Origin of the sequence: Parasedimentitalea maritima (genome assembly GCF_005771405.1) — a bacterium.
Lineage (GTDB): Bacteria > Pseudomonadota > Alphaproteobacteria > Rhodobacterales > Rhodobacteraceae > Parasedimentitalea > Parasedimentitalea maritima.
In genome coordinates, this window is record NZ_VAUA01000012.1 from 17,120 (window position 1) to 39,452 (window position 22,333).

Annotated in this window: 20 protein-coding genes and 1 tRNA gene; 13 read left to right on the top strand and 8 right to left on the bottom strand. The window is 54.0% G+C overall.

Annotated features, from left to right (window positions below):
- Nucleotides 1–7: 7 nt before the first annotated feature.
- The gene (locus tag FEE96_RS20145; RefSeq protein WP_138164936.1) at nucleotides 8–1,183 is read right to left on the bottom strand and encodes an aminotransferase; all 1,176 of its coding nucleotides are present in this window, start codon (nucleotides 1,181–1,183) and stop codon (nucleotides 8–10) included.
- Nucleotides 1,184–1,425: 242 nt separating this feature from the next.
- Between FEE96_RS20145 and bla the strand changes: the two genes are divergently transcribed.
- On the top strand, nucleotides 1,426–2,181 hold the full coding sequence (gene bla, locus FEE96_RS20150; RefSeq protein ID WP_138164937.1) for a subclass B1 metallo-beta-lactamase: 756 nt from the start codon (nucleotides 1,426–1,428) through the stop codon (nucleotides 2,179–2,181).
- A gap of 57 nt (nucleotides 2,182–2,238) precedes the next feature.
- Here the strand turns inward: bla and gpt are convergent, their stop codons facing one another.
- From gpt to fabI, 3 genes are read right to left on the bottom strand one after another with little or no spacing between them, the layout of a single operon-like run.
- Complete coding sequence (gpt, locus tag FEE96_RS20155; protein ID WP_138164938.1) at nucleotides 2,239–2,745, bottom strand: xanthine phosphoribosyltransferase; 507 nt, start codon at nucleotides 2,743–2,745, stop codon at nucleotides 2,239–2,241.
- A gap of 23 nt (nucleotides 2,746–2,768) precedes the next feature.
- A complete protein-coding gene (locus tag FEE96_RS20160; protein ID WP_138164939.1) occupies nucleotides 2,769–3,383 on the bottom strand; it encodes a LysE family translocator in 615 nt (204 codons plus the stop codon).
- Complete coding sequence (gene fabI / locus FEE96_RS20165) at nucleotides 3,380–4,186, bottom strand: enoyl-ACP reductase FabI (RefSeq protein WP_138164940.1); 807 nt, start codon at nucleotides 4,184–4,186, stop codon at nucleotides 3,380–3,382. The genes FEE96_RS20160 and fabI overlap by 4 nt, the downstream gene beginning before the upstream one ends.
- 131 nt (nucleotides 4,187–4,317) lie before the next feature.
- On the opposite strand from fabI, the gene pdxH reads away from it, so the two are divergent.
- The 6 genes from pdxH to FEE96_RS20195 all read left to right on the top strand — a co-directional run bounded on the left by pdxH (nucleotide 4,318) and on the right by FEE96_RS20195 (nucleotide 11,617).
- The gene (pdxH, locus tag FEE96_RS20170) at nucleotides 4,318–4,923 is read left to right on the top strand and encodes a pyridoxamine 5'-phosphate oxidase (protein ID WP_138164941.1); all 606 of its coding nucleotides are present in this window, start codon (nucleotides 4,318–4,320) and stop codon (nucleotides 4,921–4,923) included.
- Between the two features lie 125 nt (nucleotides 4,924–5,048).
- Entirely contained in the window at nucleotides 5,049–5,582 is a 534-nt protein-coding gene (locus FEE96_RS20175) for a cold-shock protein (protein WP_138165057.1), read from the top strand.
- Nucleotides 5,583–5,592: 10 nt separating this feature from the next.
- The gene (locus tag FEE96_RS20180) at nucleotides 5,593–6,063 is read left to right on the top strand and encodes a DUF192 domain-containing protein (RefSeq protein ID WP_138164942.1); all 471 of its coding nucleotides are present in this window, start codon (nucleotides 5,593–5,595) and stop codon (nucleotides 6,061–6,063) included.
- 44 nt (nucleotides 6,064–6,107) lie between these two features.
- A tRNA-Pro gene (locus FEE96_RS20185) sits at nucleotides 6,108–6,184 on the top strand.
- 732 nt (nucleotides 6,185–6,916) lie between these two features.
- Nucleotides 6,917–10,573 carry a vitamin B12-dependent ribonucleotide reductase gene (locus FEE96_RS20190; protein ID WP_138164943.1) on the top strand — a complete coding sequence of 1,219 codons (3,657 nt, stop codon included), beginning with the start codon at nucleotides 6,917–6,919 and terminating at the stop codon, nucleotides 10,571–10,573.
- A 510-nt stretch (nucleotides 10,574–11,083) separates the two neighbouring features.
- Nucleotides 11,084–11,617, top strand: a complete 534-nt coding sequence (locus FEE96_RS20195) for an outer membrane protein (RefSeq protein WP_138164944.1) — start codon at nucleotides 11,084–11,086, stop codon at nucleotides 11,615–11,617.
- A gap of 19 nt (nucleotides 11,618–11,636) precedes the next feature.
- On the opposite strand, the gene FEE96_RS20200 is transcribed toward FEE96_RS20195, so the two are convergent.
- On the bottom strand, nucleotides 11,637–12,809 hold the full coding sequence (locus FEE96_RS20200) for a pyridoxal phosphate-dependent aminotransferase (protein ID WP_138164945.1): 1,173 nt from the start codon (nucleotides 12,807–12,809) through the stop codon (nucleotides 11,637–11,639).
- Nucleotides 12,810–13,134: 325 nt separating this feature from the next.
- Between FEE96_RS20200 and cysS the strand changes: the two genes are divergently transcribed.
- The 4 genes from cysS (at nucleotide 13,135) to FEE96_RS20220 (ending at nucleotide 18,001) form a co-directional block, all read left to right on the top strand.
- Nucleotides 13,135–14,517: a cysteine--tRNA ligase gene (cysS, locus tag FEE96_RS20205; RefSeq protein WP_138164946.1), complete on the top strand. Its 1,383-nt coding sequence runs from the start codon at nucleotides 13,135–13,137 to the stop codon at nucleotides 14,515–14,517.
- Between the two features lie 127 nt (nucleotides 14,518–14,644).
- Complete coding sequence (gene cimA / locus FEE96_RS20210; protein WP_138164947.1) at nucleotides 14,645–16,264, top strand: citramalate synthase; 1,620 nt, start codon at nucleotides 14,645–14,647, stop codon at nucleotides 16,262–16,264.
- Complete coding sequence (locus tag FEE96_RS20215) at nucleotides 16,261–17,235, top strand: alpha/beta hydrolase (RefSeq protein ID WP_212744802.1); 975 nt, start codon at nucleotides 16,261–16,263, stop codon at nucleotides 17,233–17,235. The genes cimA and FEE96_RS20215 overlap by 4 nt, the downstream gene beginning before the upstream one ends.
- Complete coding sequence (locus FEE96_RS20220) at nucleotides 17,225–18,001, top strand: squalene/phytoene synthase family protein (protein WP_138164948.1); 777 nt, start codon at nucleotides 17,225–17,227, stop codon at nucleotides 17,999–18,001. The genes FEE96_RS20215 and FEE96_RS20220 overlap by 11 nt, the downstream gene beginning before the upstream one ends.
- A 2-nt stretch (nucleotides 18,002–18,003) precedes the next feature.
- On the opposite strand, the gene FEE96_RS20225 is transcribed toward FEE96_RS20220, so the two are convergent.
- Together FEE96_RS20225 and FEE96_RS20230 are read right to left on the bottom strand one after the other, a co-directional pair.
- Nucleotides 18,004–18,663 carry a hypothetical protein gene (locus FEE96_RS20225; RefSeq protein WP_138164949.1) on the bottom strand — a complete coding sequence of 220 codons (660 nt, stop codon included), beginning with the start codon at nucleotides 18,661–18,663 and terminating at the stop codon, nucleotides 18,004–18,006.
- Between the two features lie 89 nt (nucleotides 18,664–18,752).
- Nucleotides 18,753–19,991: an MFS transporter gene (locus FEE96_RS20230; RefSeq protein ID WP_138164950.1), complete on the bottom strand. Its 1,239-nt coding sequence runs from the start codon at nucleotides 19,989–19,991 to the stop codon at nucleotides 18,753–18,755.
- A gap of 96 nt (nucleotides 19,992–20,087) precedes the next feature.
- On the opposite strand from FEE96_RS20230, the gene FEE96_RS20235 reads away from it, so the two are divergent.
- Nucleotides 20,088–20,732: a DNA-3-methyladenine glycosylase family protein gene (locus FEE96_RS20235; RefSeq protein ID WP_138164951.1), complete on the top strand. Its 645-nt coding sequence runs from the start codon at nucleotides 20,088–20,090 to the stop codon at nucleotides 20,730–20,732.
- Nucleotides 20,729–21,394, top strand: coding sequence for an alpha/beta hydrolase (locus tag FEE96_RS20240; protein WP_138164952.1), 666 nt, complete (start codon nucleotides 20,729–20,731; stop codon nucleotides 21,392–21,394). Before FEE96_RS20235 ends, FEE96_RS20240 begins: the two co-directional genes overlap by 4 nt.
- Before the next feature lie 317 nt (nucleotides 21,395–21,711).
- On the opposite strand, the gene FEE96_RS20245 is transcribed toward FEE96_RS20240, so the two are convergent.
- Nucleotides 21,712–22,293: a pseudouridine synthase gene (locus FEE96_RS20245; protein WP_138164953.1), complete on the bottom strand. Its 582-nt coding sequence runs from the start codon at nucleotides 22,291–22,293 to the stop codon at nucleotides 21,712–21,714.
- Between the last annotated feature and the right edge of the window lie 40 nt (nucleotides 22,294–22,333).

Consider the following 22,333-nt stretch of genomic DNA (forward strand, 5'->3'; position numbering starts at 1 on the left):
CGTGCACCTAGTGTTGAACTGCAGCTAAGCGATGGAACAATTCAGTGATGCCGGCCCGATCAATATTGGCAAAGGCTATTCGGAATTGACGTTCCCCAGCCGGATCATCTACCGGCAGGAACATCGATCCCGGCAACATCAGTACCGAGGCCTGAGTGACAAGGTCACGTGCGATCTGTTCTGATGGTGCGTCAAACGGGTGTTCGACATAGGCAAAATACGCGCCGCAACCAAGCAGCTTCCAGCCGCGTTCAGCCAGTATACCAAAGCTTTCATGGATTGCAGCGCGGCGATCCAGAATTTCTGCCCGTTCGCCAGCCAACCAGTCAGACAGGTTTTCAATGCCCCAAAGCGCGCCGATCTGACCCAGCTGATTTGGGCAGATGGTGACGGTGTCCAGGAATTTCTCCATCTCGGACAACCGGGCAGGAGAGGTGGCAATTGCGCCAACTCGGTGCCCGGTCAGGCGGTAAGCCTTAGAAAAAGAATAGAGGTGAATAAGGGTGTGATCCCAGCTATCTGACTGCAGCAAATCGTGTGGAGCGCCGGTGCGGCTGTCAAAATCGCGGTAGGTCTCGTCCAGAATCAGCGTCAGGCCGCGCGATTTGGCCAACTCGTAAAAAGCCCGTAACAAGGGGGCAGGGTATTCTGTGCCACAGGGGTTGTTGGGGGACACCAGTGCAATGGCGCGGGTTCGCGGCGTGATCAGGTCTTCGGCGTGCTGGACGTCGGGCAGCATTTCTGCACCGACAGGCAGCGGGCAAGCCGCAACGCCAGCCAGATCAAGCCACATTTTGTGATTGAAGTACCATGGGGTAGGAATGATGACCTCATCCCCTTCACCGCACAGGGCTGCAATCGCGGCTGCAAAGGCTTGATTGCAGCCCGAGGTGATCGCAATCTGGTCGCTGGTCAGGTTGGCTGCATAGTGTTCTGAAATCTGTGAAGCCAAGGCGGTGCGTAGATCAGGGCGCCCCAATACCGGACCATATAGATGGGCGCTGTCATCATCCAACGCGGCCTGTGCAATGGCCTGACGCAGGCCTTGGGGGGGAGGATCAATCGGGGCGGCTTGACTGACATTGATCAACGGCTGCTCGGCAGAAAAGTGAACACCTTCAAGCCAGCGCCGGGATTCGACAATTGGCGAGACAAAAGTTGCAGCAGTACGGGGGAGTGACATCGGCGGGTCCTGTCGGGCGATTGGTGTTTCTGGCATATGATCTTGTGTTAGATCTTGCCTCAAGTTTTGGCGATCCTGCGATGAGACGACCAGAGGCTCAAGTCGAAATGCGCGTAGCCCGACAAATCGCTCAGTCCGATACCACATGTTTACCATGCGCGAAGATGTGCCAGCTTGCTTGCCAAGCGCTTGCATTCTGGGATTGCTTTCGACCAAGCTTTCCAAAAATTTGGTGCCAATAGATGATTTCAAAAAAGATTCTGCATGTCGTTGTGACAGTATTCAGCCTTGGATCGTCAGCGGTCATGGCTGACACCTCAACGGAGCAACCCGTCCCACCGGTCAAATTTTTGCAGCTGTCTGAAACGGTATGGATGCACACCAGCTATAAGGTGCTTAAAAAATTTGGTGCTTATCCTTCAAATGGATTGGTTGTTGTTGATGGCGCCAATTCGATCCTGATTGATAGTGCCTGGACGGATGCACAGACCACTGAGATTTTGGACTGGGCGCGCAATGAGCTGGGTCATCCGGTTAAACAGGCGATTTTCACCCATGCACATAGCGACAAAATGGGAGGCGTTGGGGCTGTTCTGGCGCGCGGCATCGACACCCACGCGCTGGCTTTGAGTAATCAGATCGCATCCGCGAGTGGGCTCATGCCTGCAGAATTTGATTTAACGTTGAATCAAAATGATAAAGCGTTGAACTTTGGGCCAGTAGAGGTTTTCTATCCTGGCGCTGGTCACTCAGCGGACAACCTCGTCGCTTATATTCCAGAGGCAGAGATATTGTTCGGAGGCTGCTTGATCCGTTCGGCCCGTGCAAAGAGATTGGGTAATATTGCTGATGCGAATCTGATGCATTGGGGGGATGCTGTTGGATCTGTTCGACACCAGTTTCCTGACGCGACACTGGTCGTCCCCGGTCATGGTGAACCTGCCGGGGCAGAACTACTGGCGCTGACTTTGCAGCTGGTCACCGAGCACGGCAGGTAAGTGTTCGAAAAAAAAACGCGCCCATCGGACGCGTTTTCTCGGATATATAATTATAAATCAGTCGGTTCCGCGATATGGCTCGACATACTGCAGAGCCATATCCCAAGGGAAGAAGATCCAGGTGTCCTGGCTCACTTCGGTGATGAACGTATGCACCATCGGGCGGCCCTTTGGCTTGGCATAGACGGTGGCAAAATGTGCCTTGGGATACAGGTTCCGCACCAGATCAAGGGTTTTGCCGCTGTCGACCAGATCATCAATGATCAGGATGCCTTCGCCTGCGTCCCCCATGATGTCCGCATCCGGTGCCTTTAACACCTCGGCCTCACCCTGTTCCTGATGGTGGTAAGAGCGAACTGAAATGGTGTCGACGGTGCGGATATCCAGCTCACGCGCAACAATCATGGCTGGCGCCATGCCACCACGAGTAATTGCGACAACGGCGCGCCAGGCCCCGTCATTTGGCCCTTGGCCATCCAGTCGCCAGGCCAGGGCTCGGCTGTCTCGGTGGATTTGGTCCCACGAGATGTGAAAGCCTTTTTCGTGTGGCAAACGATCGGTCATGTTTGGGCTCCCCGCTTAGCGCGTCAGGTTGCAGCGATCTTGACCCCCAGCAAGGCAAGCAGCCCGCCAAAGGTCCGGTCGATAATATGTTTCAGGTTGATATAGATACGGCGGCTTTTTTCCAACGAGAAAAGCCGGGCAATCAGGGCATTCCAGAGGGTTTCGACAAGGAAGATACAGGCAAGCAGCGCAGCCATGACCACCCCAGGTGTGCCAACGGGTACTGTGCCAATAAAAACCGCACCAAAAAACACCGCGGGTTTTGGGTTGGCCAGCTGTGTCACAAGGCCAAGACGAAACGCAGCAAAAGGTGAACGCGGTGTCGGTGGCATCTCAGCTTGAGCAACAGGATCATCAGCACGACGCCACATTTTGATGGCGAGCCAGATGAGTAAGGCTGCACCACCAATTTTCAACCCTGTCAACAGAACCGGCGCATAGTCAAACAACAGTGCCAGCCCAAACAGAGCTGCTGCCGCCCAGATCACTGCGCCTGCGCCAATCCCAATGGCCAGCGCAACACCGGTGCGCCAACCTTCGGCCAACCCGATGCGGGCCGCCATCAACACGGCAGGGCCAGGACTGATGGCTGCCATCAGGCAGAGCAGAACTGCAGCAATGAAGGCGGCAAGGCTCATGCTTTGGTGATGTCCGGCGCGTCCACGGCCTTCATGCCTACAACATGGTAGCCCGCATCGACGTGCAGGTTTTCACCCGTTACCCCTGAACTGAGGTCAGACAGAAGATACAATGCCGATTTGCCCACGTCATCGATGGTCACGTTGCGACGCAGTGGAGAGTTGTATTCATTCCATTTCATAATGTAGCGGAAATCACCAATACCGCTGGCGGCCAGCGTCTTAATTGGACCAGCCGAGATGGCATTGACGCGCAAACCGTCCTTGCCCAGATCTTCGGCCAGATACTTGACCGAGGCCTCGAGCGCCGCCTTGGCAACACCCATGACATTATAATGTGGCATCACCTGCTCAGCACCGTAATAGGTCATGGTCAGGAATGATCCGCCTTCACTCATCATCTTCTCGGCGCGTTTTACAACGGCAGTGAAGGAATAGACCGAGATATCCATGGTCATCTGGAAGTTCGACCGGCTGGTATCAACATAACGGCCGCGCAGCTCGCCCTTGTCGGAAAAGCCAATCGCGTGGACGACAAAGTCCAACTTGCCCCATTTTGCTTCAAGCGACGCAAACAATTCGTCAATCGAGGCTTCATCTGAGACGTCGCATGGCAGGACAGTGTCACTGCCCAATTCTGCGGCCAATGGACCAACGCGTTTCTTCAGGGCTTCGCCCTGATAGGAAAAGGCCAGTTCTGCGCCAGCGTCGGCGCAGGCTTTGGCGATACCCCAGGCGATTGATTTGTTATTGGCCAGGCCCATGATGAGGCCACGTTTTCCGGCCATCAGCTGATTAGACATGCAGGTTCTCCGCCCGTGTTCGATTGATTTAGCGATCTTTAAGTTATTGAGCGGCTTGCTTCAAGGGGAGGAGGTCTTGTTGGTCTGACAGAACCTGCCTAGGTTGCCGGTAACAACAAATGAGGGACGCTATGTCAGACCGCAGTGGAATTTTTGCAGGCGATGATCCGTTCGAGATTGCCCGCACTTGGTTAGCCGAGGCTGAAAAGACAGAACCCAATGATGCAAATGCAATTGCTTTGTCGACGGTCGATTCAGAGGGCGTGCCAAATGCGCGCATGGTTCTGTTGAAAGAGATCGAAGACACGGCCTTTGTTTTTTACACCAATTACGAGAGTGCCAAGGCGGAGGAGTTGGATGGGGCAGGCAAGGCGGCATTTGTAATGCACTGGAAATCTCTGCGTCGACAGGTGAGGGTCCGTGGCGCGATCAGTCGCGAAGACGGTACTCAGGCAGATGCCTACTATCAGTCACGATCTTTGAAAAGCCGTTTGGGTGCTTGGGCTTCGCAGCAATCCCGACCTCTGTCCAGCCGTGCGGCGCTGATGGCCGAAGTTGCAAAAGTGACCGCTGCCAAAGGGACGTCACCAGAACGTCCGCCGTTTTGGGGGGGGTATCGATTGGTTCCACAGGAAATTGAATTTTGGGCAGATGGCACCTTCCGGTTGCATGACCGGTTTGTTTGGCGTCGCAAAACGCCATCATTACCATGGCAGATTGCGCGTTTATCTCCCTAAATTGAGTGTGACAAGAATAGCAAAAACTGCCGATATTCGAAACTTTTAGGCTTGAAAAATGTATCCATTTTCGCGCATCAACGTCGTGAACAGCAATAAAAACAAGAACACTGGTGGACTACAAATTGGCAGACGATCTGAGCGGTATGCGTCAAGTAAGGGGCCTTGTTAAATGGTTCGACCCGGCCAAAGGGTATGGCTTTGTTGTATCTGATGACGGCGGCCCCGATATTTTGTTGCACGTGAATGTGTTACGGAATTTTGGGCAAAGCTCTGTTGCGGATGGGGCCGAAATCGTAATCATGTCTCATAGTACTGATCGCGGCGTTCAGGCGGTTGAAGTGATCTCGATTGTTGCACCAGAGCGTGAGGATACGCCGGTGCTGGCTGACTTTGCCGAACTTGATTTTGATGAGCTGCGTTCAGAGCCTTTGGAAGCGGCACGCGTCAAGTGGTTCGACAAGGGCAAAGGGTTTGGTTTTGCCAATGTTTTCGGCAGCAACGACGATGTGTTTTTGCATGTAGAAGTCCTGCGTCAATCTGGTCTGGCTGATCTACAACCGGGAGAAGCCTTGGCGATGCGCGTGATAGATGGCAATCGTGGCCGCATGGCAGTTGAAGTCATGGCCTGGGAAAGTGCTGTCCCAACAGTAGCGTAAGGTAGGACCGATGAACAAATATGCTGCAGCTTTTACTTTGGTCCTTGCTGCAGCAGTTCCTGGTCTTACCCATGCCCAGTGCAAGGCGGATCGAGTGGATTTGCGCGGCGATTGGGGCCAAGCTTCGTTTAGCATTGAAATTGCTGATGACAATGAAGAGCGCGCCCGCGGGCTGATGTTCCGGGAAAGCATGCCCCGGGGGGCCGGCATGTTGTTTGTCTATGAATACCCTCAACGCGCCAGCTTCTGGATGAAAAACACCCTGATTCCGTTGGATATCATTTTTACAGATGAAAGTGGTGTGGTCACGCATGTGCATTCTGATGCTGTGCCGGGTGACCTGAAACCTATACCCGGCGGCGACAACGTTTTAGCCGTCCTCGAAATTAATGCTGGTTTGACCGCCCTTTATGGGATTTCGGTCGGCACTGAGATGCGGCACAGTGTTTTTTCACCAGGCGGTGGAAAATGGCCTTGTTAGGGGTTTTCAAAACCGTTTGACGCAGCTAGAGAAGGCGCACGGTCCGGGGCGTGGCGCAGTCTGGTAGCGCACCTGTTTTGGGTACAGGGGGTCGCAAGTTCGAATCTTGCCGTCCCGACCAGTTTTCACTCTTCTGTCTTCATTTTTCTCAGTGATCTCTGAGCGAAGGCAGGCGACGTGGAGCGTAAGTCAGCTGCAGTTTTGATTCTTGCCCAACGACTGTGAAGGTCAGTTTTGTTTCTAGAATGACTATGAAAACCCGCCTACTTTAACCTTATGTTAACAACTGTGGTCGCGCGTCCACAGTTCGATATTTACCCCTGCAACTTATACGAATGCTGTCCCGCGGCATTCTCTACCCACTTGGAAATGATTGTGTTGGTGTATTGATTAGCCATACTTTCCATATTCAACTTTCCAAGTCATGGAACTGTGTGATTTTGCCATGAAGATAAGGAAGCAACCCGTTACGGTTTCGGTATAATTTGGGGATGACCTGAAACGAGGATCCCGGTCGGCGTTAGTGGATAACTTGTGGATGAATCATCTGCCCTTACGCGCGTCCAAACCCTAACGGTCGGTCAACCGAAAAGATCCCTAATTAAAAGTAAATTTAGCGTTGACCATGTATGGAGATATACGCCAAATTGTAGCGGTAGATCGGGGTGCCACTAAATATAGTGGCGATGTCCGCCCGTATAACTACAAATAAGATATTTGAAACAACCGTTCAAATGGCCAGCTTGGTCAGGTGCCTGCTGTGTTGTGTGGTGCTTATGGTTGTTTCATCAGTTTACGAATGTGGGGTGTGCGGGCAGCACTTTAAGGCAACAAAAAAAGTGAAGGCAGCAGCATGAAGATCGAAAGAAAGTTCACAACAGCTGGGCAAGATGCCTATGCACGTCTGAAATTCACTTCTGCGACGTCGGAAATCCGTAATCCGGATGGAACAATAGTGTTCCGTCTTGATAACGTCGAGGTCCCATCTGACTGGAGCCAAGTGGCCAGCGATGTCATCGCGCAGAAGTACTTTCGCAAGGCCGGCGTCCCCTCCAAATTGAAGCGGGTGCGTGAAAAAGGCGTACCAGACTTCTTGTGGCGTTCGGTTCCAGACGGAGATGACGTTACTTTCCAGGGGGAGAGTTCGTCCAAGCAGGTATTCGATCGTTTGGCTGGCGCTTGGGCCTATTGGGGCTGGAAAGGTGGTTACTTTTCTAGTGAAGCAGACGCTCGCGCCTATTTCGATGAAATGCGTTATATGCTGGCCAGCCAACGCGCTGCACCCAACAGCCCGCAATGGTTCAACACAGGCCTGCACTGGGCCTATGGGATAGATGGACCAGCTCAGGGCCACCATTATGTCGACTACAAATCTGGAAAGCTGACCAAATCCAACAGCTCTTACGAGCATCCACAGCCGCATGCCTGTTTCATTCAGGGCGTTCAGGATGATCTGGTCAATGATGGTGGCATCATGGATCTCTGGGTTCGCGAGGCGCGCCTGTTCAAATATGGATCCGGTACGGGCACAAACTTCAGTCACCTGCGCGGCGAAGGCGAGGCGCTGTCTGGCGGTGGGAAATCCTCTGGTTTGATGGGCTTCCTGAAAATCGGCGATCGGGCCGCCGGTGCGATTAAATCAGGTGGAACAACCCGTCGGGCCGCCAAGATGGTTATCGTTGATGCAGACCACCCAGATATCGAAAAATTCATCGAGTGGAAGGTGATCGAAGAGCAGAAAGTTGCCTCGATTGTTGCTGGCTCTAAAATGCATGAAAAGATGCTGAACGGCATTTTTGAAGCAATCCGGTCCTGGGATGGCGGCGAGGCAGACGCCTATGATCCGGCACATAATACTAGTCTGAAAACCGCGATCCGCGAAGCTAAGAAGATGATGATCCCTGAAACCTATATCAAGCGGGTTTTGGACTATGCCAAGCAGGGTCACACCAGCATTGAGTTTCCCACCTATGATACTGACTGGGATTCTGAGGCTTACAGCTCTGTTTCGGGGCAGAACTCGAACAACTCAATTCGGGTCACCAATGCGTTCCTGACGGCTGTTGAAAAAGACGCTGACTGGCAGCTGATTAATCGTACCGATGGCAAAGTTGCTAAGACCATCCGGGCACGTGAACTGTGGGATCAAGTTGGCCATGCGGCCTGGGCCTGTGCAGATCCGGGCATTCAGTACCACGACACGGTCAATGACTGGCACACTTGCCCGGCAGATGGCGAGATCCGCGGATCCAACCCCTGTTCCGAGTATATGTTTCTGGACAACACCGCATGTAACCTTGCATCGATCAACCTGCTGACGTTCCTAAAAGATGGGGCGTTTCAGGCCGAGGATTATATGCATGCGTGCCGTCTGTGGACGCTGACACTGGAAGTGTCGGTGATGATGGCGCAGTTCCCATCCAAGGAAATTGCCCAGCTGTCGCATGACTTCCGCACCCTTGGGCTAGGCTATGCGAACATCGGTGGTCTGCTGATGAATATGGGGTACGGGTATGACAGCGTCGAAGGTCGCGCCTTGTGCGGGTCTCTGACGGCCCTGATGACGGGTGTTGCCTACATGACCTCGGCTGAAATTGCCGGCGAACTGGGCGCGTTTGAGGCCTATGACCGTAACGCTGAAAATATGCTGCGTGTAATCCGCAATCACCGGAATGCAGCCTATGGTAACACTGATGGCTATAAAGGCCTGTCTGTAGCGCCGGTTCCGCTGGATCTGCACAATTGTCCGGATGCACAGCTCACTGAACTGGCGCGGAGTGCCTGGGACGAAGCCTTGGAATTGGGCGAAAAGCACGGCTATCGAAATGCTCAAACCACTGTGATTGCTCCAACTGGCACTATCGGTTTGGTGATGGATTGCGACACCACTGGGATCGAGCCTGACTTTGCTTTAGTCAAGTTCAAGAAACTGGCCGGCGGCGGTTACTTTAAGATCATAAACCGTTCGGTGCCCTCTGCGCTTGAAGGATTGGGATACTCTTCGGCTCAGATCGAAGAAATCACCGGCTATGCGGTGGGGCATGCGACCATCGGCAATGCACCGGGGATCAACCATACATCGTTGGCCGGCCATGGTTTTGGCCCCAATGAACTGGCCAAAGTTGATGCCGCGCTGGAAAGTGCTTTTGACATCCGCTTCGTGTTCAACCAGTGGACGCTAGGCGAAGATTTCTGCACCGGTGTTCTAGGGATCCCAGCGACCAAGCTGAACGACCCAACCTTTGACCTGCTACGCCACCTTGGCTTTACCAAGGCAGATATAGAAGCCGCCAATGATCACGTATGTGGCACCATGACACTGGAAGGTGCGCCGCACCTGAAAGAGGCGCATTACGACATTTTTGACTGCGCCAATGCCTGTGGGAAAAAGGGCAAGCGTTTCTTGTCGGTGAACAGCCACATCACCATGATGGCTGCAGCCCAGTCGTTTATATCGGGAGCGATTTCCAAAACCATCAATATGCCGAGCAATGCGACCATCGAGGATTGTCAGAAAGCCTATGAGCTAAGCTGGAGCCTGGGTATTAAGGCCAACGCCCTGTACCGTGACGGATCCAAGCTGAGCCAACCTTTGGCGGCGGCACTGGTCGAAGATGACGATGATGCGGCTGAAGTTCTGGAAACCGGCAGTTCGCACGAAAAAGCAGCGGTGCTTGCTGAAAAAATCGTTGAAAAGGTCATCGTCAAAGAGATCATCAAATCGCACCGCGAAAAGATGCCTCATCGTCGCAAAGGGTATACCCAAAAAGCTGTTGTTGGGGGCCACAAGGTATATCTGCGGACTGGGGAGTATGAAAGCGGCACCCTGGGCGAGATTTTCATCGACATGCACAAGGAAGGTGCTGGTTTCCGCGCGATGATGAACAACTTTGCCATCGCAGTGTCCGTTGGTCTGCAATATGGCGTACCGCTCGAGGAATTCGTCGACGCCTTTACCTTTACCAAGTTTGAACCCGCCGGCATGGTACAGGGCAACGACAGCATTAAGAACGCCACCTCAATCCTAGACTATGTGTTCCGCGAACTGGCCGTCAGCTATCTGGACCGGACCGATCTGGCCCACGTTAAACCGCAAGGTGCGGCTTTTGATGATCTGGGGCGTGGTGAGGAAGAGGGCGTTTCTAACGTCTCGGAACTGAGTGAAAGTGCGGCTAGCAAATCGCTGGAGGTGCTAAAGCAGATCTCATCAACAGGGTATCTGCGTAAACGTCTACCGCAAGAGCTGGTCGTGCTACAGGGCGGGCAGGGGGAGACCACTGCTCTGAGCGGTGGTGCCGATCCGGTTTCTGCATTGCAGACTCTGGTGCCAGAAACCTCTTCGGGCTCGGCAGCACCTGTGACGTCCAGTACCGGAATGGATGCACGTGTTAAGGCGAAGATGCAGGGATATGAAGGTGAGGCCTGCAATGAATGTGGGAATTACACACTGGTGCGCAATGGAACATGCATGAAGTGTAATACCTGTGGAGGAACGTCTGGTTGTAGCTAAGGTGTTGCGCGCCCCAAATAATTGGGGCGCGTGTCAGCACTATGTCAGCTTGAATGCGTATGAAATTTGTACCCAGTACGGCCCAGATTTCAAAATAACGGATGTATGAGACTTATTTTCAGGTCTCAAGAGAACAAGGGGTGGGTGCGCTCGCCCCAGACGGTATTCAAGCCGCAGGCAATAAAATACGAGCGGTAAACTATTGAGCTTGGATAACGAAACTGGGGGGCTATGGCCCCCCTTATTTTTTAGGCCCATCATGTCATCGGGATAAACTTGAAGTTCAAGCCGCTTCCTAAATCGTCTGGCTTTTAGATCCGGATCCAGGAGGTTGGGCAAATGTCAGGGGGCTGCTTTGGTTTGCGTGCCGAATTGCAAAACGAGCGCTAGAAAGATGACGACATGGGCGCGCAAGACGTGATCTGAGGAACCAACTGTTAAGCAATTTGAGTGATACTGAAGGCCAAGGGGGTAGTAGATACCTGTGGGCGCCTGAAGAAAGACAAGATCATGCCTGTTGCCAAACAAAATCAAAACCTGACCTGGCTTGTGGTTAGCCTGACGACTGCATTGGCGGTCGCGACACCGGTTACCTCTGCTGATTGGAGTGGCTTTCTTCTTGGCGCATCCATTGCCCGTCAGAATGCAAGTATGGACAGTTCGACTGGGCATGACGCTGGAGCCGCTGGACTTCACTTGGGGTATGATCTTGATTTTGGTCAACTGGTTCTTGGCGGTGAGCTTGAGGTCGAGCGCGCCCAAATCCAACTTGGTAGTATCGAAACCCAGGAAATGCAGCGGATAAAACTGCGTGTTGGTTATGATTTTGGCCAGACCCTTGGTTATGTTGCTATTGGGGGGGTGCGGGCTGAAACTGAGCTGGATGACGATATCGGCGCGGTGATCGGGCTTGGAATGTCGTATTCCCTAAATCAAAACCTACGGGTTGGTGGCGAAATTCTGCATCAGGAAGTCAATGGATTGGAGAACGGGGGCATGATGCGTTCTAATTCCTTGTCCCTGCGCGCGTCGTTTCGGTTTTAGCCTGCCAACTGTTGAACGGTCACTTGCCAAGAGATTGAGCAAAGTCACACAACACTTGAAGTGCAGTAACAAATACATCGTCATCGACGGTCATGGCGATACGGATATGAGCCGCAGCAGCGTGACCAAAGCTTTCACCCGGCATTACTGCAATGTTGTACGTTTCCAGCAATAGATTGGCGAAGCTATTTCCACTATGTCCGGTTTCCCGAACGTCCAGCATCAGATACATGGCCCCCTGCGGTGGGATCACACGCAGCAAAGTTTGCTGGGAAAGAACCTCTAGGGCCAAGGCCCTGCGTCGTTTGAATGGTTCTGCAATAACGACCTCAAGATCAGCCCCCTGCTTCAAGGCGTAATCAGCGGCATCCTGAATGAACCCCGGAACGCCATAGGTGGTATGGGTCGCCAAATGGATCAGATGCGCAATCACATCTTTCGGTCCGATGATCCAACCGCAGCGCGACCCTGTCATCGCGTGGGACTTTGACATTGAACCAATCACCAGCGTGCGCTCTGCCATGCCGGACAGGGCACGAGGGCTGACATGCTCTCCCTGCCAAATCTGCGTGTCATAAACTTCGTCCGAAATCAGCCACAGGTCATGGCGCTGACAGACTCCCGATATCATTTCTATCGTTTCCTTTGGATAGACGACACCAGATGGATTATTGGGCGTATTGATCAGCAGGGATTTTGCACCCGGCGCTGCTGCGTCCAATGGCGCCTGTTGTGGGAGGAATGCGTCGCGCGAATGAGTTTGGATAGCAACGTCCTGGGCGCCTGTGCCACGGATGGTGCCTGGGTAAGTGGCATAGTAAGGATCCAGATACAGGGCTCGATCACCGGGGTCACACAGCGCAATATGGGCGGCAAATAGGGCCGATTGGCCTCCGGGGGTGATCAGAACATTGTCACGATCGGTTGGAACACCTGTGCGGAGGCTGACTCGTTTAGCGATTGTGTCCCGTAACTGATCTGTACCCGAAACCATTGCGTAACCGGTATGACCATTCATGGCGGAAACATGCATGGCCTCCAGGATGTCTGCTTGAGTGCGAATATCGTGTTCGCCGATGGTTAGTTCAACAACAGGCAAACCTGCGGCCTTCATTGAGCGCGCGCGCAAAAACACTTCCCAGCCATCTGTCCCGTTTTTGTTCAGATGTGTAATCCGTTGCGACAACGACATGTTGGCCCTCCTGTCTACAGGCCCCGAGAGGGGCAGGCATTGTGAAGGCTGTCAACACTGACTGCGACAGCCTCGTCAGTTTGCGACATCAGGGAGACCAGTAGCCGGTTTTGGCTTTGTGAAGCATGAACAGTCAGAACAGGCTTGGCGAAGCGCGTTAGTCGTGGTATCCACGACCCATGAACCAGACCCGCACCATTATTATTTGCTGCATTACCTGCTGATCAATCCAGCGGGCCGGTATCTGTCGTTTCAATCTATCTGACAAATTGCTAAGCCCGCGCTGCGCGCCAGGCACTTGCTCGTGCCGTACTAAGAATCTGTCATGAGGACCGAGACCGTGATCAAACTGCACAACACCAAGACCCGCACTAAAGAGGTCTTTACGCCGATTAATCCGGATAATGTGCGGATGTATGTCTGTGGCCCAACAGTCTATGACCGCGCCCATCTAGGCAATGCACGCCCGGTGGTCGTCTTCGACATATTGAACCGATTGCTACGTCAAACCTATGGTGCGGATCGGGTGACCTATGTGCGAAATTTCACTGATGTTGACGACAAAATCAACACTCGTGCAGCAGAGAGCGGCCGTGATATTGGGGTGATTACCGATGAAACCATCCAATGGTTTCTCGATGATATGGCTGCCTTGGGGGCCAATGAGCCGGACCACATGCCGCGTGCCACGCAGTACATCCCGCAGATGGTGACAATGATCGAACAACTGATCGCAAAGGGCCATGCCTATGAAGCAGAAGGTCATGTGTTATTTGCGGTGGACAGCTGGAAGCAGGGCTATGGCAAGCTGTCTGGTCGCTCAGTTGATGACATGATTGCTGGCGCTCGGGTTGAGGTGGCACCATATAAACGCAACCCGATGGACTTTGTTCTGTGGAAGCCATCGGACGAGACACAGCCGGGCTGGGACAGCCCCTGGGGTCGTGGACGTCCGGGCTGGCACATCGAATGTTCTGCCATGTCGTTTGAGCTGCTGGGGGATACCTTTGACATCCACGGTGGTGGCAATGACTTGATGTTCCCGCATCATGAAAATGAGATTGCGCAAAGCTGCTGCGCAAATGGCGACGATAGCTTTGCAAAAGTGTGGCTGCATAACGAAATGTTGCAGGTAGAGGGCAAGAAGATGTCCAAGAGCCTGGGTAATTTCTTTACTGTCAGGGATTTGCTGGAGCAGGGCGTTCCGGGAGAAGTGATCCGTTTTGTGTTTTTGTCGACCCATTATCGTAAACCGATGGACTGGACTGACAAAAAGGCAAAGGAAGCGGGGGTCACTCTGCGTAAATGGCGGGCGCTGACGGAGGGCATCGAACCCGCCGCCAACGCTGCTGCCGCGGTTGTCGAGGCACTGTCGGATGACCTGAATACTGCGGGTGCCATTACCGAACTGCATAAACTGGCTGCGGCTGGTGATGCGGCTGGGTTGCTGGCGTCAGGGCAATTGGTTGGGCTGCTCAGCGATGAGGCTGGTGAGTGGGCTCAGACTGCCGATATCGATTTGTCTGGTTTTGAGGTCAGACTTTCCGAGGCGCGTTCCGCGGCCATGGCGAGTAAAGACTTCTCTGAAGTGGACCGGTTGAAGGCAGGCTTTGTTGAGGCCGGTCTTGAGGTCCGGATGAGCAAGGCTGGGGTGGAACTGGTTCCGGGCCCTGGCTTTGATGCTTCCAAACTGGAGGGGCTGCTGTGAAAGTCCTGACAATACCCACACAAGACAGCGACCGATCCTGGGGGGGCTTGATGCTCCCTCCCATGGGGAGGGTCGGGCGCTGTCCGTGCCAAAGGCACGGGGCTGATTTAGATTTGGGGGCGGTGGCATGACCAAAGAGCGCCTCTATCTCTACGACACGACATTGCGTGATGGGCAACAAACCCAAGGCGTACAGTTCTCCACTGCCGAGAAAAAGCAGATTGCCCAGGCATTGGACGACCTAGGTGTAGATTATATCGAAGGTGGCTGGCCCGGAGCAAATCCGACCGATAGCGCGTTCTTTGACGAGGCACCCAAAACCAAGGCGCGCTTGACCGCCTTTGGGATGACCAAACGGGCCGGGCGTTCAGCCGAGAATGATGATGTGCTGGCGGCAGTGATGAACGCGGGGACGCAGTCCGTGTGTCTGGTAGGTAAGGCACATGACTACCATGTGACGGCTGCGCTTGGCATTTCGCTGGAAGAGAACATCGAAAACATCCGCGCCTCGATTGCTCATATCGTGGTACAGGGGCGTGAAGCGCTGTATGACGCCGAGCATTTCTTTGATGGGTACAAGGATAATCCGGGGTATGCGATTAGCGCCTGTCGAGCCGCACTGGATGCTGGCGCGCGCTGGGTTGTGCTGTGTGATACCAATGGTGGCGCGCTGCCAAGTGAAGTGCACCGCATCGTCGCAGAGGTGATCGCGGCTGGACTGCCCGGTGAGCGTTTAGGTATCCACACTCATAACGACACTGAAAATGCAGTGGCCTGTTCGCTGGCAGCCGTAGAGGCTGGTGTGCGGCAGGTTCAAGGGACGTTGAACGGGCTGGGGGAACGGTGTGGCAATGCCAACTTGACCTCATTGATCCCGACGTTGCTGCTAAAAGAGCCCTACACAAGCCAATTTGACATTGGTGTGAACCGGGGGGCGCTTGCACAGTTGACCCACGTGAGCAGAATGCTGGACGATATACTGAACCGAGTGCCAATGCGGCAAGCGGCATATGTCGGGGCTTCGGCATTTGCGCATAAGGCCGGGCTGCACGCCAGTGCGATCCTGAAAGATCCTACGACTTATGAACATATTGAACCCGAACTGGTGGGCAATGCGCGCATCATTCCGATGTCAAATCAGGCCGGGCAAAGCAACCTGCGCAGGAGATTGACCGAAGCCGGGCTGGATGTCGAAAAGGGCAATCCGGCGTTGGGTCGTATTCTGGAGCAAATCAAGGTCCGCGAGGATCTGGGCTATTCCTATGACACCGCGCAGGGCAGTTTTGAGCTATTGGCCCGGGCTGAATTGGGGCAGCTTCCTGAGTTCTTTGAGGTGAAACGGTACAAAGTCACCGTTGAGCGTCGCAAGAATAAGTACAACCGGATGATCAGCCTGTCTGAGGCCGTTGTGGTTGTTAAGGTCGATGGCGAAAAGCGGCTGTCGGTCAGTGAATCGGTTGATGAAACCGGCAGTGACCGGGGGCCAGTAAACGCGTTGGCCAAGGCGCTGATAAAGGACCTTGGGCGGTATTCGGCGGCGCTTGACGACATGCGTCTGGTGGATTTCAAAGTGAGAATTACTCAGGGCGGCACCGAAGCGGTGACCCGTGTCATCATCGACAGCGAAGACGACACAGGCCGACGTTGGTCCACCGTTGGCGTCAGCCCAAACATAATAGATGCCTCGTTCGAGGCGTTGCTGGATGCAATACGCTGGAAACTTATCCGTGACGGAGAGGCCAAGTGATCGCGCCGCTGTTGCGCTGTGTCGTCTATGGCATTGTTGGGTTCGGAGTGTTGGCGCTGGGGCTGATTGCCTCGCAGCGACCCAATGGCACGTTCACTGACGGCGGGTTGGACTTCACTCAGGTCTTGGCCAAAAGCGATGATGCGCCGGTTCCCGGCGCTGTAACAATGCGTGATGGCTACGATCTGCAAGTGCGCGAATATACCTCGGGCGCAGATGGGCCATTGATCCTTTTGCTGCACGGCTCTGGCTGGAATGGATTACAGTTTAGCGGACTGGCGTCGAGCCTTTTGAAGTATGGTCGAATTTTAGTTCCGGACCTGCGTGGCCATGGCGCCAAACCGGGTCGGCGTGGGGATGTAGATTACATTGGCCAGCTTGAAGATGACTTGGCTGATCTGATAGATACAGAGCGGGCCCCGGGGCAAAAAGTCGTGTTGCTCGGACATTCATCGGGCGGTGGTCTGGCGGTGCGGATGGCAGGTGGTGCGCATAGAAACATGCTAGATGGCACTATCTTGTTAGCGCCGTTTTTGAAGTACAACGCACCAACGACTCGACGAAATTCTGGTGGCTGGGCACGACCACTGACCCGACGCATTATCGGCGTGAGCATGTTAAATGCTGTTGGTATTGAGCTGTTGAACTCTGTTTCGGTGATTGAGTTTAACATGCCAAATGCCGTTTTGGACGGGCCACTAGGGGATCTTGCGACAACACAGTATTCATACCGGATGAATGTCAGCTATTCGCCGAGATCTGACTATTTGTCTGATATCAGTAGCTTGCCACCCTTTCTTGTTGTTGCGGGTGAGCAGGACGAGGCTTTTGTGGCACAACAATACAAGCCGCTGATGTCGGCGCAAACGGTAAAAGGTCGATATCACATTGTTCCTGAAACAGGACATTTGGATATCGTGGATTCACCGCAGGCATTAGCCGCGATTGAGGACTATTTGGATGGGTTTTGATGATGATCTGCGGTCTTGTGCCGAACTGGTGCAGACCGGAGACGCGGACCGGTTTCAGGCTGTTATGGCTGCGCCAGTCGCCGCACGTGAGGTGCTGTTTGCGATCTATGCTTTCAATGTAGAGCTGTCGCGTGCGCCCTGGGCCAGCTCGGAGAGCATGATTGCTGAAATGAGACTACAGTGGTGGCGTGATCTGGGAACTGAGATTGCTGCAGGTCAGTCGGTTCGGCGGCATTTTGTGGCCACACCTTTAGCGCGGTTGCTGAAACCCGAACTGGCGCGTGTCATTGATGCAATGGCTGAGGCGCGGCGCTGGGACATCTACCGCGACCCCTTTGGGGATGAGGCGGAGTTTGACGCCTATATCGATGCTACATCGGGGGGGCTAATGTGGATGGCTGCAGGGGCACTGGGCCCCGCGGAGGAGGGCGTCGTGCGCGATTTCGCTTATGGTGTCGGGGTGGCAAATTGGTTGCGTGCAATTCCGGAACTGGAAGCCCAAAAACGAGTTCCACTTTTGGATGGGACACCCGAAGGTGTACGAGCGCTGGCACGCAAGGCACTGGAACGGTTGCTGAATGCCCGTAAAAACTCGGGACGGGTTTCGACGAAGTCCGGTGTTGCTCTGTTGGCTGGATGGCAGGCCGAAGGTATTTTAAAACAGGCCATCAAACAGCCTGAACGGGTTGTACAGGGCGCTTTGGGATTAAGCGAATTCAACCGTCGGTCGGGTTTATTGTGGCGTGCAGCATTGGGGCGCTGGTAAATCTAGGCGGCCTTCATAGCTTTTTTCAGCCACCTGTTGGGGCGGCCGGACAGGTGCTTCAGTGCCTGCTCGGGCTCGAATTCCTTGAGACGCAGAAATTCAGCCAGAGCAACTGCGCGAGAGGGTTGTGTCATGTATCCAGTCCAACCCATTTGCTCCGCGGCCTGCAGCTGGATCACGCCAAATCCTGCAATTATGCAATGTAGGTCGGTTGCAAGTTCATGCGCAACAAGACCACCAGGAAGTTCATCTGCAACTGGTGCAAGCCGGGCATGGATTAGTTCATGTACCATAGTGTTGATGAAGGCGAGTGGTGTTCGGAGCAAGCTGGGGCGGTACGTGATGAGAGGAGCATCATCGTCGTGCCAGTATTCTCCAACAACTTCAGAAGACTTACCATATTCGTGACGCAACTCGTCCGGTAGTTCTGGAAGCGGTTCCAGTTGTATTTGGTAATCCATACCTAGCAGCCGCATTATATCGTGTGTAACAGCCTGAGCAGTTTTGTGGTCGTCACCGTGTGTGGCTGAAAAATGTTTTCGAGTAGGAGTTACCAATTGGGCGGTTTTCCACCAGGTCGGGCGATGTTCATGCACCCAATCGTAGTTGTCTTCGATCCAATGGCGTAAATCTTCACCAATCAATGACTGTTTCCAGAACATGAAATCTCGCAAGCTTTAGTGTTATCGTTTGAAAAGAAGTAAATAGGCGTTGGTGAAACCCTCCCTGGAGAATACCGAGAGGTGGTGAGTTATGTTTTTTCGGCTGGAAGGCTATCGGTACTGGGCCTAAGGGTTAGCCACAGTAGTGCTCCGCCAGCCAGAACCAGGAACGGTGCCATTGCCATGTTGACGGCGTTCCAGCCTTCTACCGGATTGCCGCCCGAGCAGTTCATCAAGCCGCCTGAGGACAGCGAGGCAAAGGTCACGCCGCCAAAGACCAACAGATCGTTTAGACCCTGCATCCGGCCACGTTCGTGTGGTTCATGGGCCCCAGCCAACATGGTGGTGGCACCGATGAAACCAAAGTTCCAGCCCAGTCCCAGGAGAATTAGCGCAACAAAGAAGTTGCTGAGTTCAACCCCATTCAGGGCTACAGCGCCTGCGCCAGCCAAAATGACCAGACCTGCGGCAACTACCTTTTCAACACCAAAGCGGGAGATCAGGTGACCGGTGAAGAACGAAGGGATGTACATCGCCAGTACATGCATTGTGACCACGTCAGCCGCATTGTTCTGGGTGAAACCACAGCCAACCACAGCGAGCGGTGTCGAAGTCATCACCAGGTTCATCAAAGCGTATGAAACCATGGCGCAGATCACCGCAACGGCAATGCGGGGCGTTTTCAACAGCTCCCAACGGGTCCGACCATGCGGCGCGTCTGCGCTAGGGGCCGCGGGCTTGGGGATATCGAGAAACAGGAATAAGAGCGCGCCAATTACGTTGATTGCGATCACCGCCATATAGGCGCCCAAAAATGGAATGACAAAGGCATCGCTGGTGGCTTTGACCAGTTGTGGGCCAATGATTGCGGAGAGCAAACCACCAGCCATAACATATGAAATGGCCTTTGGGCGAAAGCCTTCGCTGGCTGTGTCTGCCGCAGCAAAGCGATAAAAACCCTGCGCGCTCATGTAGACACCCGTCAGGAAACTCCCGGCTAGGAAAATGGGGAATGACCCAAGATATAGACCATAAGCACCAACCATAGCGCCGACGGCGCCACCCAGAGCGCCAATGATAAACCCGAACCTGCGACCCCATTTCTGCATGATGGCTGAAATAGGTGTGGCCGATAACATCGAGCCAAGAACAATCAGTGAGATTGGCAAGGTTGCAAAACAGGCGTTAGAGGCCAGGGATTGGCCAGCCAAGCCGCCAACGATGAAGATGATTGGCATTTGCGAGCCAAGGAAAGCCTGCGCCATTACCAGAATGGCGACATTGCGTTTGGCGGCACGGTCATCGTGAGTGGTCATACAAATTGTCATGGCGAATGCGTAGCTGCGAAAAACAGTGTGCACAAGCCGCTTGCTGTGCTGGAACCTGTGGCTAATCTGCAAGTGATTGTGAAGCAGGAGAATGACGTGGCGTCAGATCAAAATATTGGCCGCATAATATCAAGTGATGCCTGTGTAGCGGAGGGGGCCGAGTGGTTGGCGAATTACGATCCGCGTTTTGCGGCTGCGCTGGAATTAACCGGCCCATTGCCGCTTCGACGCAAACCTGATGGATTTTCTGAGTTGTTGTCGGCGATTATCAGTCAACAGGTCAGTGTTGCCTCGGCGCGGGCCATTTGGCGGCGGATGGAGGAGGCCAACCTTACTGAATTGTCTCAGGTTATGGCAGCCAGCGAAGAGGAGTTGCGAGCGGCAGGTTTAAGCAGACCGAAGGTTCGATATGCGCGTGCTTTGGCTGAAGCGAATATTGATTACAATGCTTTGCGCGATGTTCCTGATGACGAAGTAGTGGAGCAATTGGTCACGGTTTCTGGGATAGGAGCCTGGACCGCAGAGATTTATGCAATGTTTTCGCTTGGCCGTGCGGATGTTTTTGCACCGGGGGATTTGGCCTTGCAGGAAGCCGCAAGAATGTTGTTTGAATTGCCGGACCGCCCAAAAGAAAAAGAGTTGCGCAAGATGGCTGAGGATTGGTCGCCTTGGCGGTCGGTTGCAGCCCGGCTTTTGTTTTCCTATTACCATGTAGCAAAATCCAGAGAAGGTATCAGATGACTCGAGTATTGACCGCCGAACGAAAAGAGCCTGTGTCAGGCACCACCCGTTCGGTTGTGGTGTTTCTACATGGCTATGGGGCCAATGGTGCTGACCTGCTTGGGCTGGCAGATCCTTTGGGTGAACATCTGCCGGATACGCTGTTTGTTGCTCCTGATGCCCCTGAGCGCTGTGCTGGGGCGCCGATGGGGTACCAATGGTTTCCTATCCCGTGGATTGACGGGTCATCTGAGGAAGAATCTGAGCGCGGGATGCGGTCGGCGATTGATGATCTGAATGCATTTCTTGATGCGTTGATGGTGGACGAGGACGTGCTGCCCGAACAGGTGGTCCTGTTTGGCTTTAGCCAGGGCACGATGATGGCGTTGCATGTCGCACCGCGTCGCGAAGATCCGGTTGCGGGTATCGTCGCCTTTTCGGGCCGCTTACTGTCACCCGAAACGCTGAAGGATGAAGTGGTCAGCAAAATGTCGATCCTACTGGTCCATGGAGACGCGGATGACGTGGTTCCACCGCAATCGCTACCTGAGGCCGCAGAAGCCTTGCAGGAAGCTGGCTTTCAGGATGTGTTTGCCCATATCCAAAAGGGAACTGGTCATGGAATTGCGCAGGATGGGCTGAGTGTTGCGCTGGCCTTTATGCGCGACAAATTGGGGTTGTAACCACAGTCTATGGACCGGCAGGGTAGATCCCTGCCGGTTCTGATCCAGTTTGGATTTCAGCATTCAAGCTGGTGGTAAAGGCAAATACTAGCGGCGGTACCGCGCAAGCGGGGTAGGCCGGGGATTTTATCCCCGAGCGTAAATGCATCTCAATAGCGCCCTGATTTAAACAGGGCCCTGATCCTGATGTCGGGGGTGTCAGACCCGACGGCAATCGCGATTGGGCGCTATACTGAATGGTAGTTCCGAACATCCGATGACCTGACCGTACGCAGTACTGGCAACAGCTGGCTCAGGTTATTGTTGGCCCATATGCGCTAGCGACGCGTTCGGGTTGGTTTGGTCGTTTGGGGGGCATCTTGCCAGGTTCCTGGTTTCAGCCCTTCCAATGTCCAGTTTCCGATCTTCCAGCGGATCAGTCGCAGGGTCGGATGGCCCACTGCAGCGGTCATTCGGCGCACCTGACGGTTGCGGCCTTCGCGCAGCGTTAGTTCAACCCAAGTGTCGGGTATGTTTTTACGAACACGAATGGGCGGTGTGCGCGGCCACAGGTTTTCTGGCTCGTCGATGACGCGGGCCTGGGCTGGTTTGGTCAGCCCGTCTTTTAGTTCAACCCCCTGGGCAAGCGCTTGCAGGGCGGCCATGTCTGGGGTGCCTTCAACTTGCACCCAATAGGTTTTGGCCATTTTGTGCTTGGGGTCCGAGATCTTGGCCTGAAGCGGGCCGTGGTCGGTCAGCAGCATCAAGCCCTCGCTGTCCCGGTCAAGCCGTCCGGCTGGATAAACACCGGGCAGGGTAATGAAATCGCTCAGGGTGCGGCGAGTCCCACCTGCTGTGCCACGATCAGTAAACTGTGGCAGCACATCGAAGGGTTTGTTAAAGCGGATCAAACGGGTCATGCCCGCCCATACGAGGCGGGCACAGGCAAATCAAGGGTTG

Excerpts from the sequence above, each read along its gene's own strand:
- FEE96_RS20145 (WP_138164936.1), bottom strand. The coding sequence starts at position 1,183 with ATGTCACTCCCCCGTACTGCTGCAACTTTTGTCTCGCCAATTGTCGAA.
- bla (WP_138164937.1), top strand. The coding sequence starts at position 1,426 with ATGATTTCAAAAAAGATTCTGCATGTCGTTGTGACAGTATTCAGCCTT.
- gpt (WP_138164938.1), bottom strand. The coding sequence starts at position 2,745 with ATGACCGATCGTTTGCCACACGAAAAAGGCTTTCACATCTCGTGGGAC.
- FEE96_RS20160 (WP_138164939.1), bottom strand. The coding sequence starts at position 3,383 with ATGAGCCTTGCCGCCTTCATTGCTGCAGTTCTGCTCTGCCTGATGGCA.
- fabI (WP_138164940.1), bottom strand. The coding sequence starts at position 4,186 with ATGTCTAATCAGCTGATGGCCGGAAAACGTGGCCTCATCATGGGCCTG.
- pdxH (WP_138164941.1), top strand. The coding sequence starts at position 4,318 with ATGTCAGACCGCAGTGGAATTTTTGCAGGCGATGATCCGTTCGAGATT.
- FEE96_RS20180 (WP_138164942.1), top strand. The coding sequence starts at position 5,593 with ATGAACAAATATGCTGCAGCTTTTACTTTGGTCCTTGCTGCAGCAGTT.
- FEE96_RS20190 (WP_138164943.1), top strand. The coding sequence starts at position 6,917 with ATGAAGATCGAAAGAAAGTTCACAACAGCTGGGCAAGATGCCTATGCA.
- FEE96_RS20195 (WP_138164944.1), top strand. The coding sequence starts at position 11,084 with ATGCCTGTTGCCAAACAAAATCAAAACCTGACCTGGCTTGTGGTTAGC.
- FEE96_RS20200 (WP_138164945.1), bottom strand. The coding sequence starts at position 12,809 with ATGTCGTTGTCGCAACGGATTACACATCTGAACAAAAACGGGACAGAT.
- cysS (WP_138164946.1), top strand. The coding sequence starts at position 13,135 with ATGAGGACCGAGACCGTGATCAAACTGCACAACACCAAGACCCGCACT.
- cimA (WP_138164947.1), top strand. The coding sequence starts at position 14,645 with ATGACCAAAGAGCGCCTCTATCTCTACGACACGACATTGCGTGATGGG.
- FEE96_RS20220 (WP_138164948.1), top strand. The coding sequence starts at position 17,225 with ATGGGTTTTGATGATGATCTGCGGTCTTGTGCCGAACTGGTGCAGACC.
- FEE96_RS20225 (WP_138164949.1), bottom strand. The coding sequence starts at position 18,663 with ATGTTCTGGAAACAGTCATTGATTGGTGAAGATTTACGCCATTGGATC.
- FEE96_RS20230 (WP_138164950.1), bottom strand. The coding sequence starts at position 19,991 with ATGACAATTTGTATGACCACTCACGATGACCGTGCCGCCAAACGCAAT.
- FEE96_RS20240 (WP_138164952.1), top strand. The coding sequence starts at position 20,729 with ATGACTCGAGTATTGACCGCCGAACGAAAAGAGCCTGTGTCAGGCACC.
- FEE96_RS20245 (WP_138164953.1), bottom strand. The coding sequence starts at position 22,293 with ATGACCCGTTTGATCCGCTTTAACAAACCCTTCGATGTGCTGCCACAG.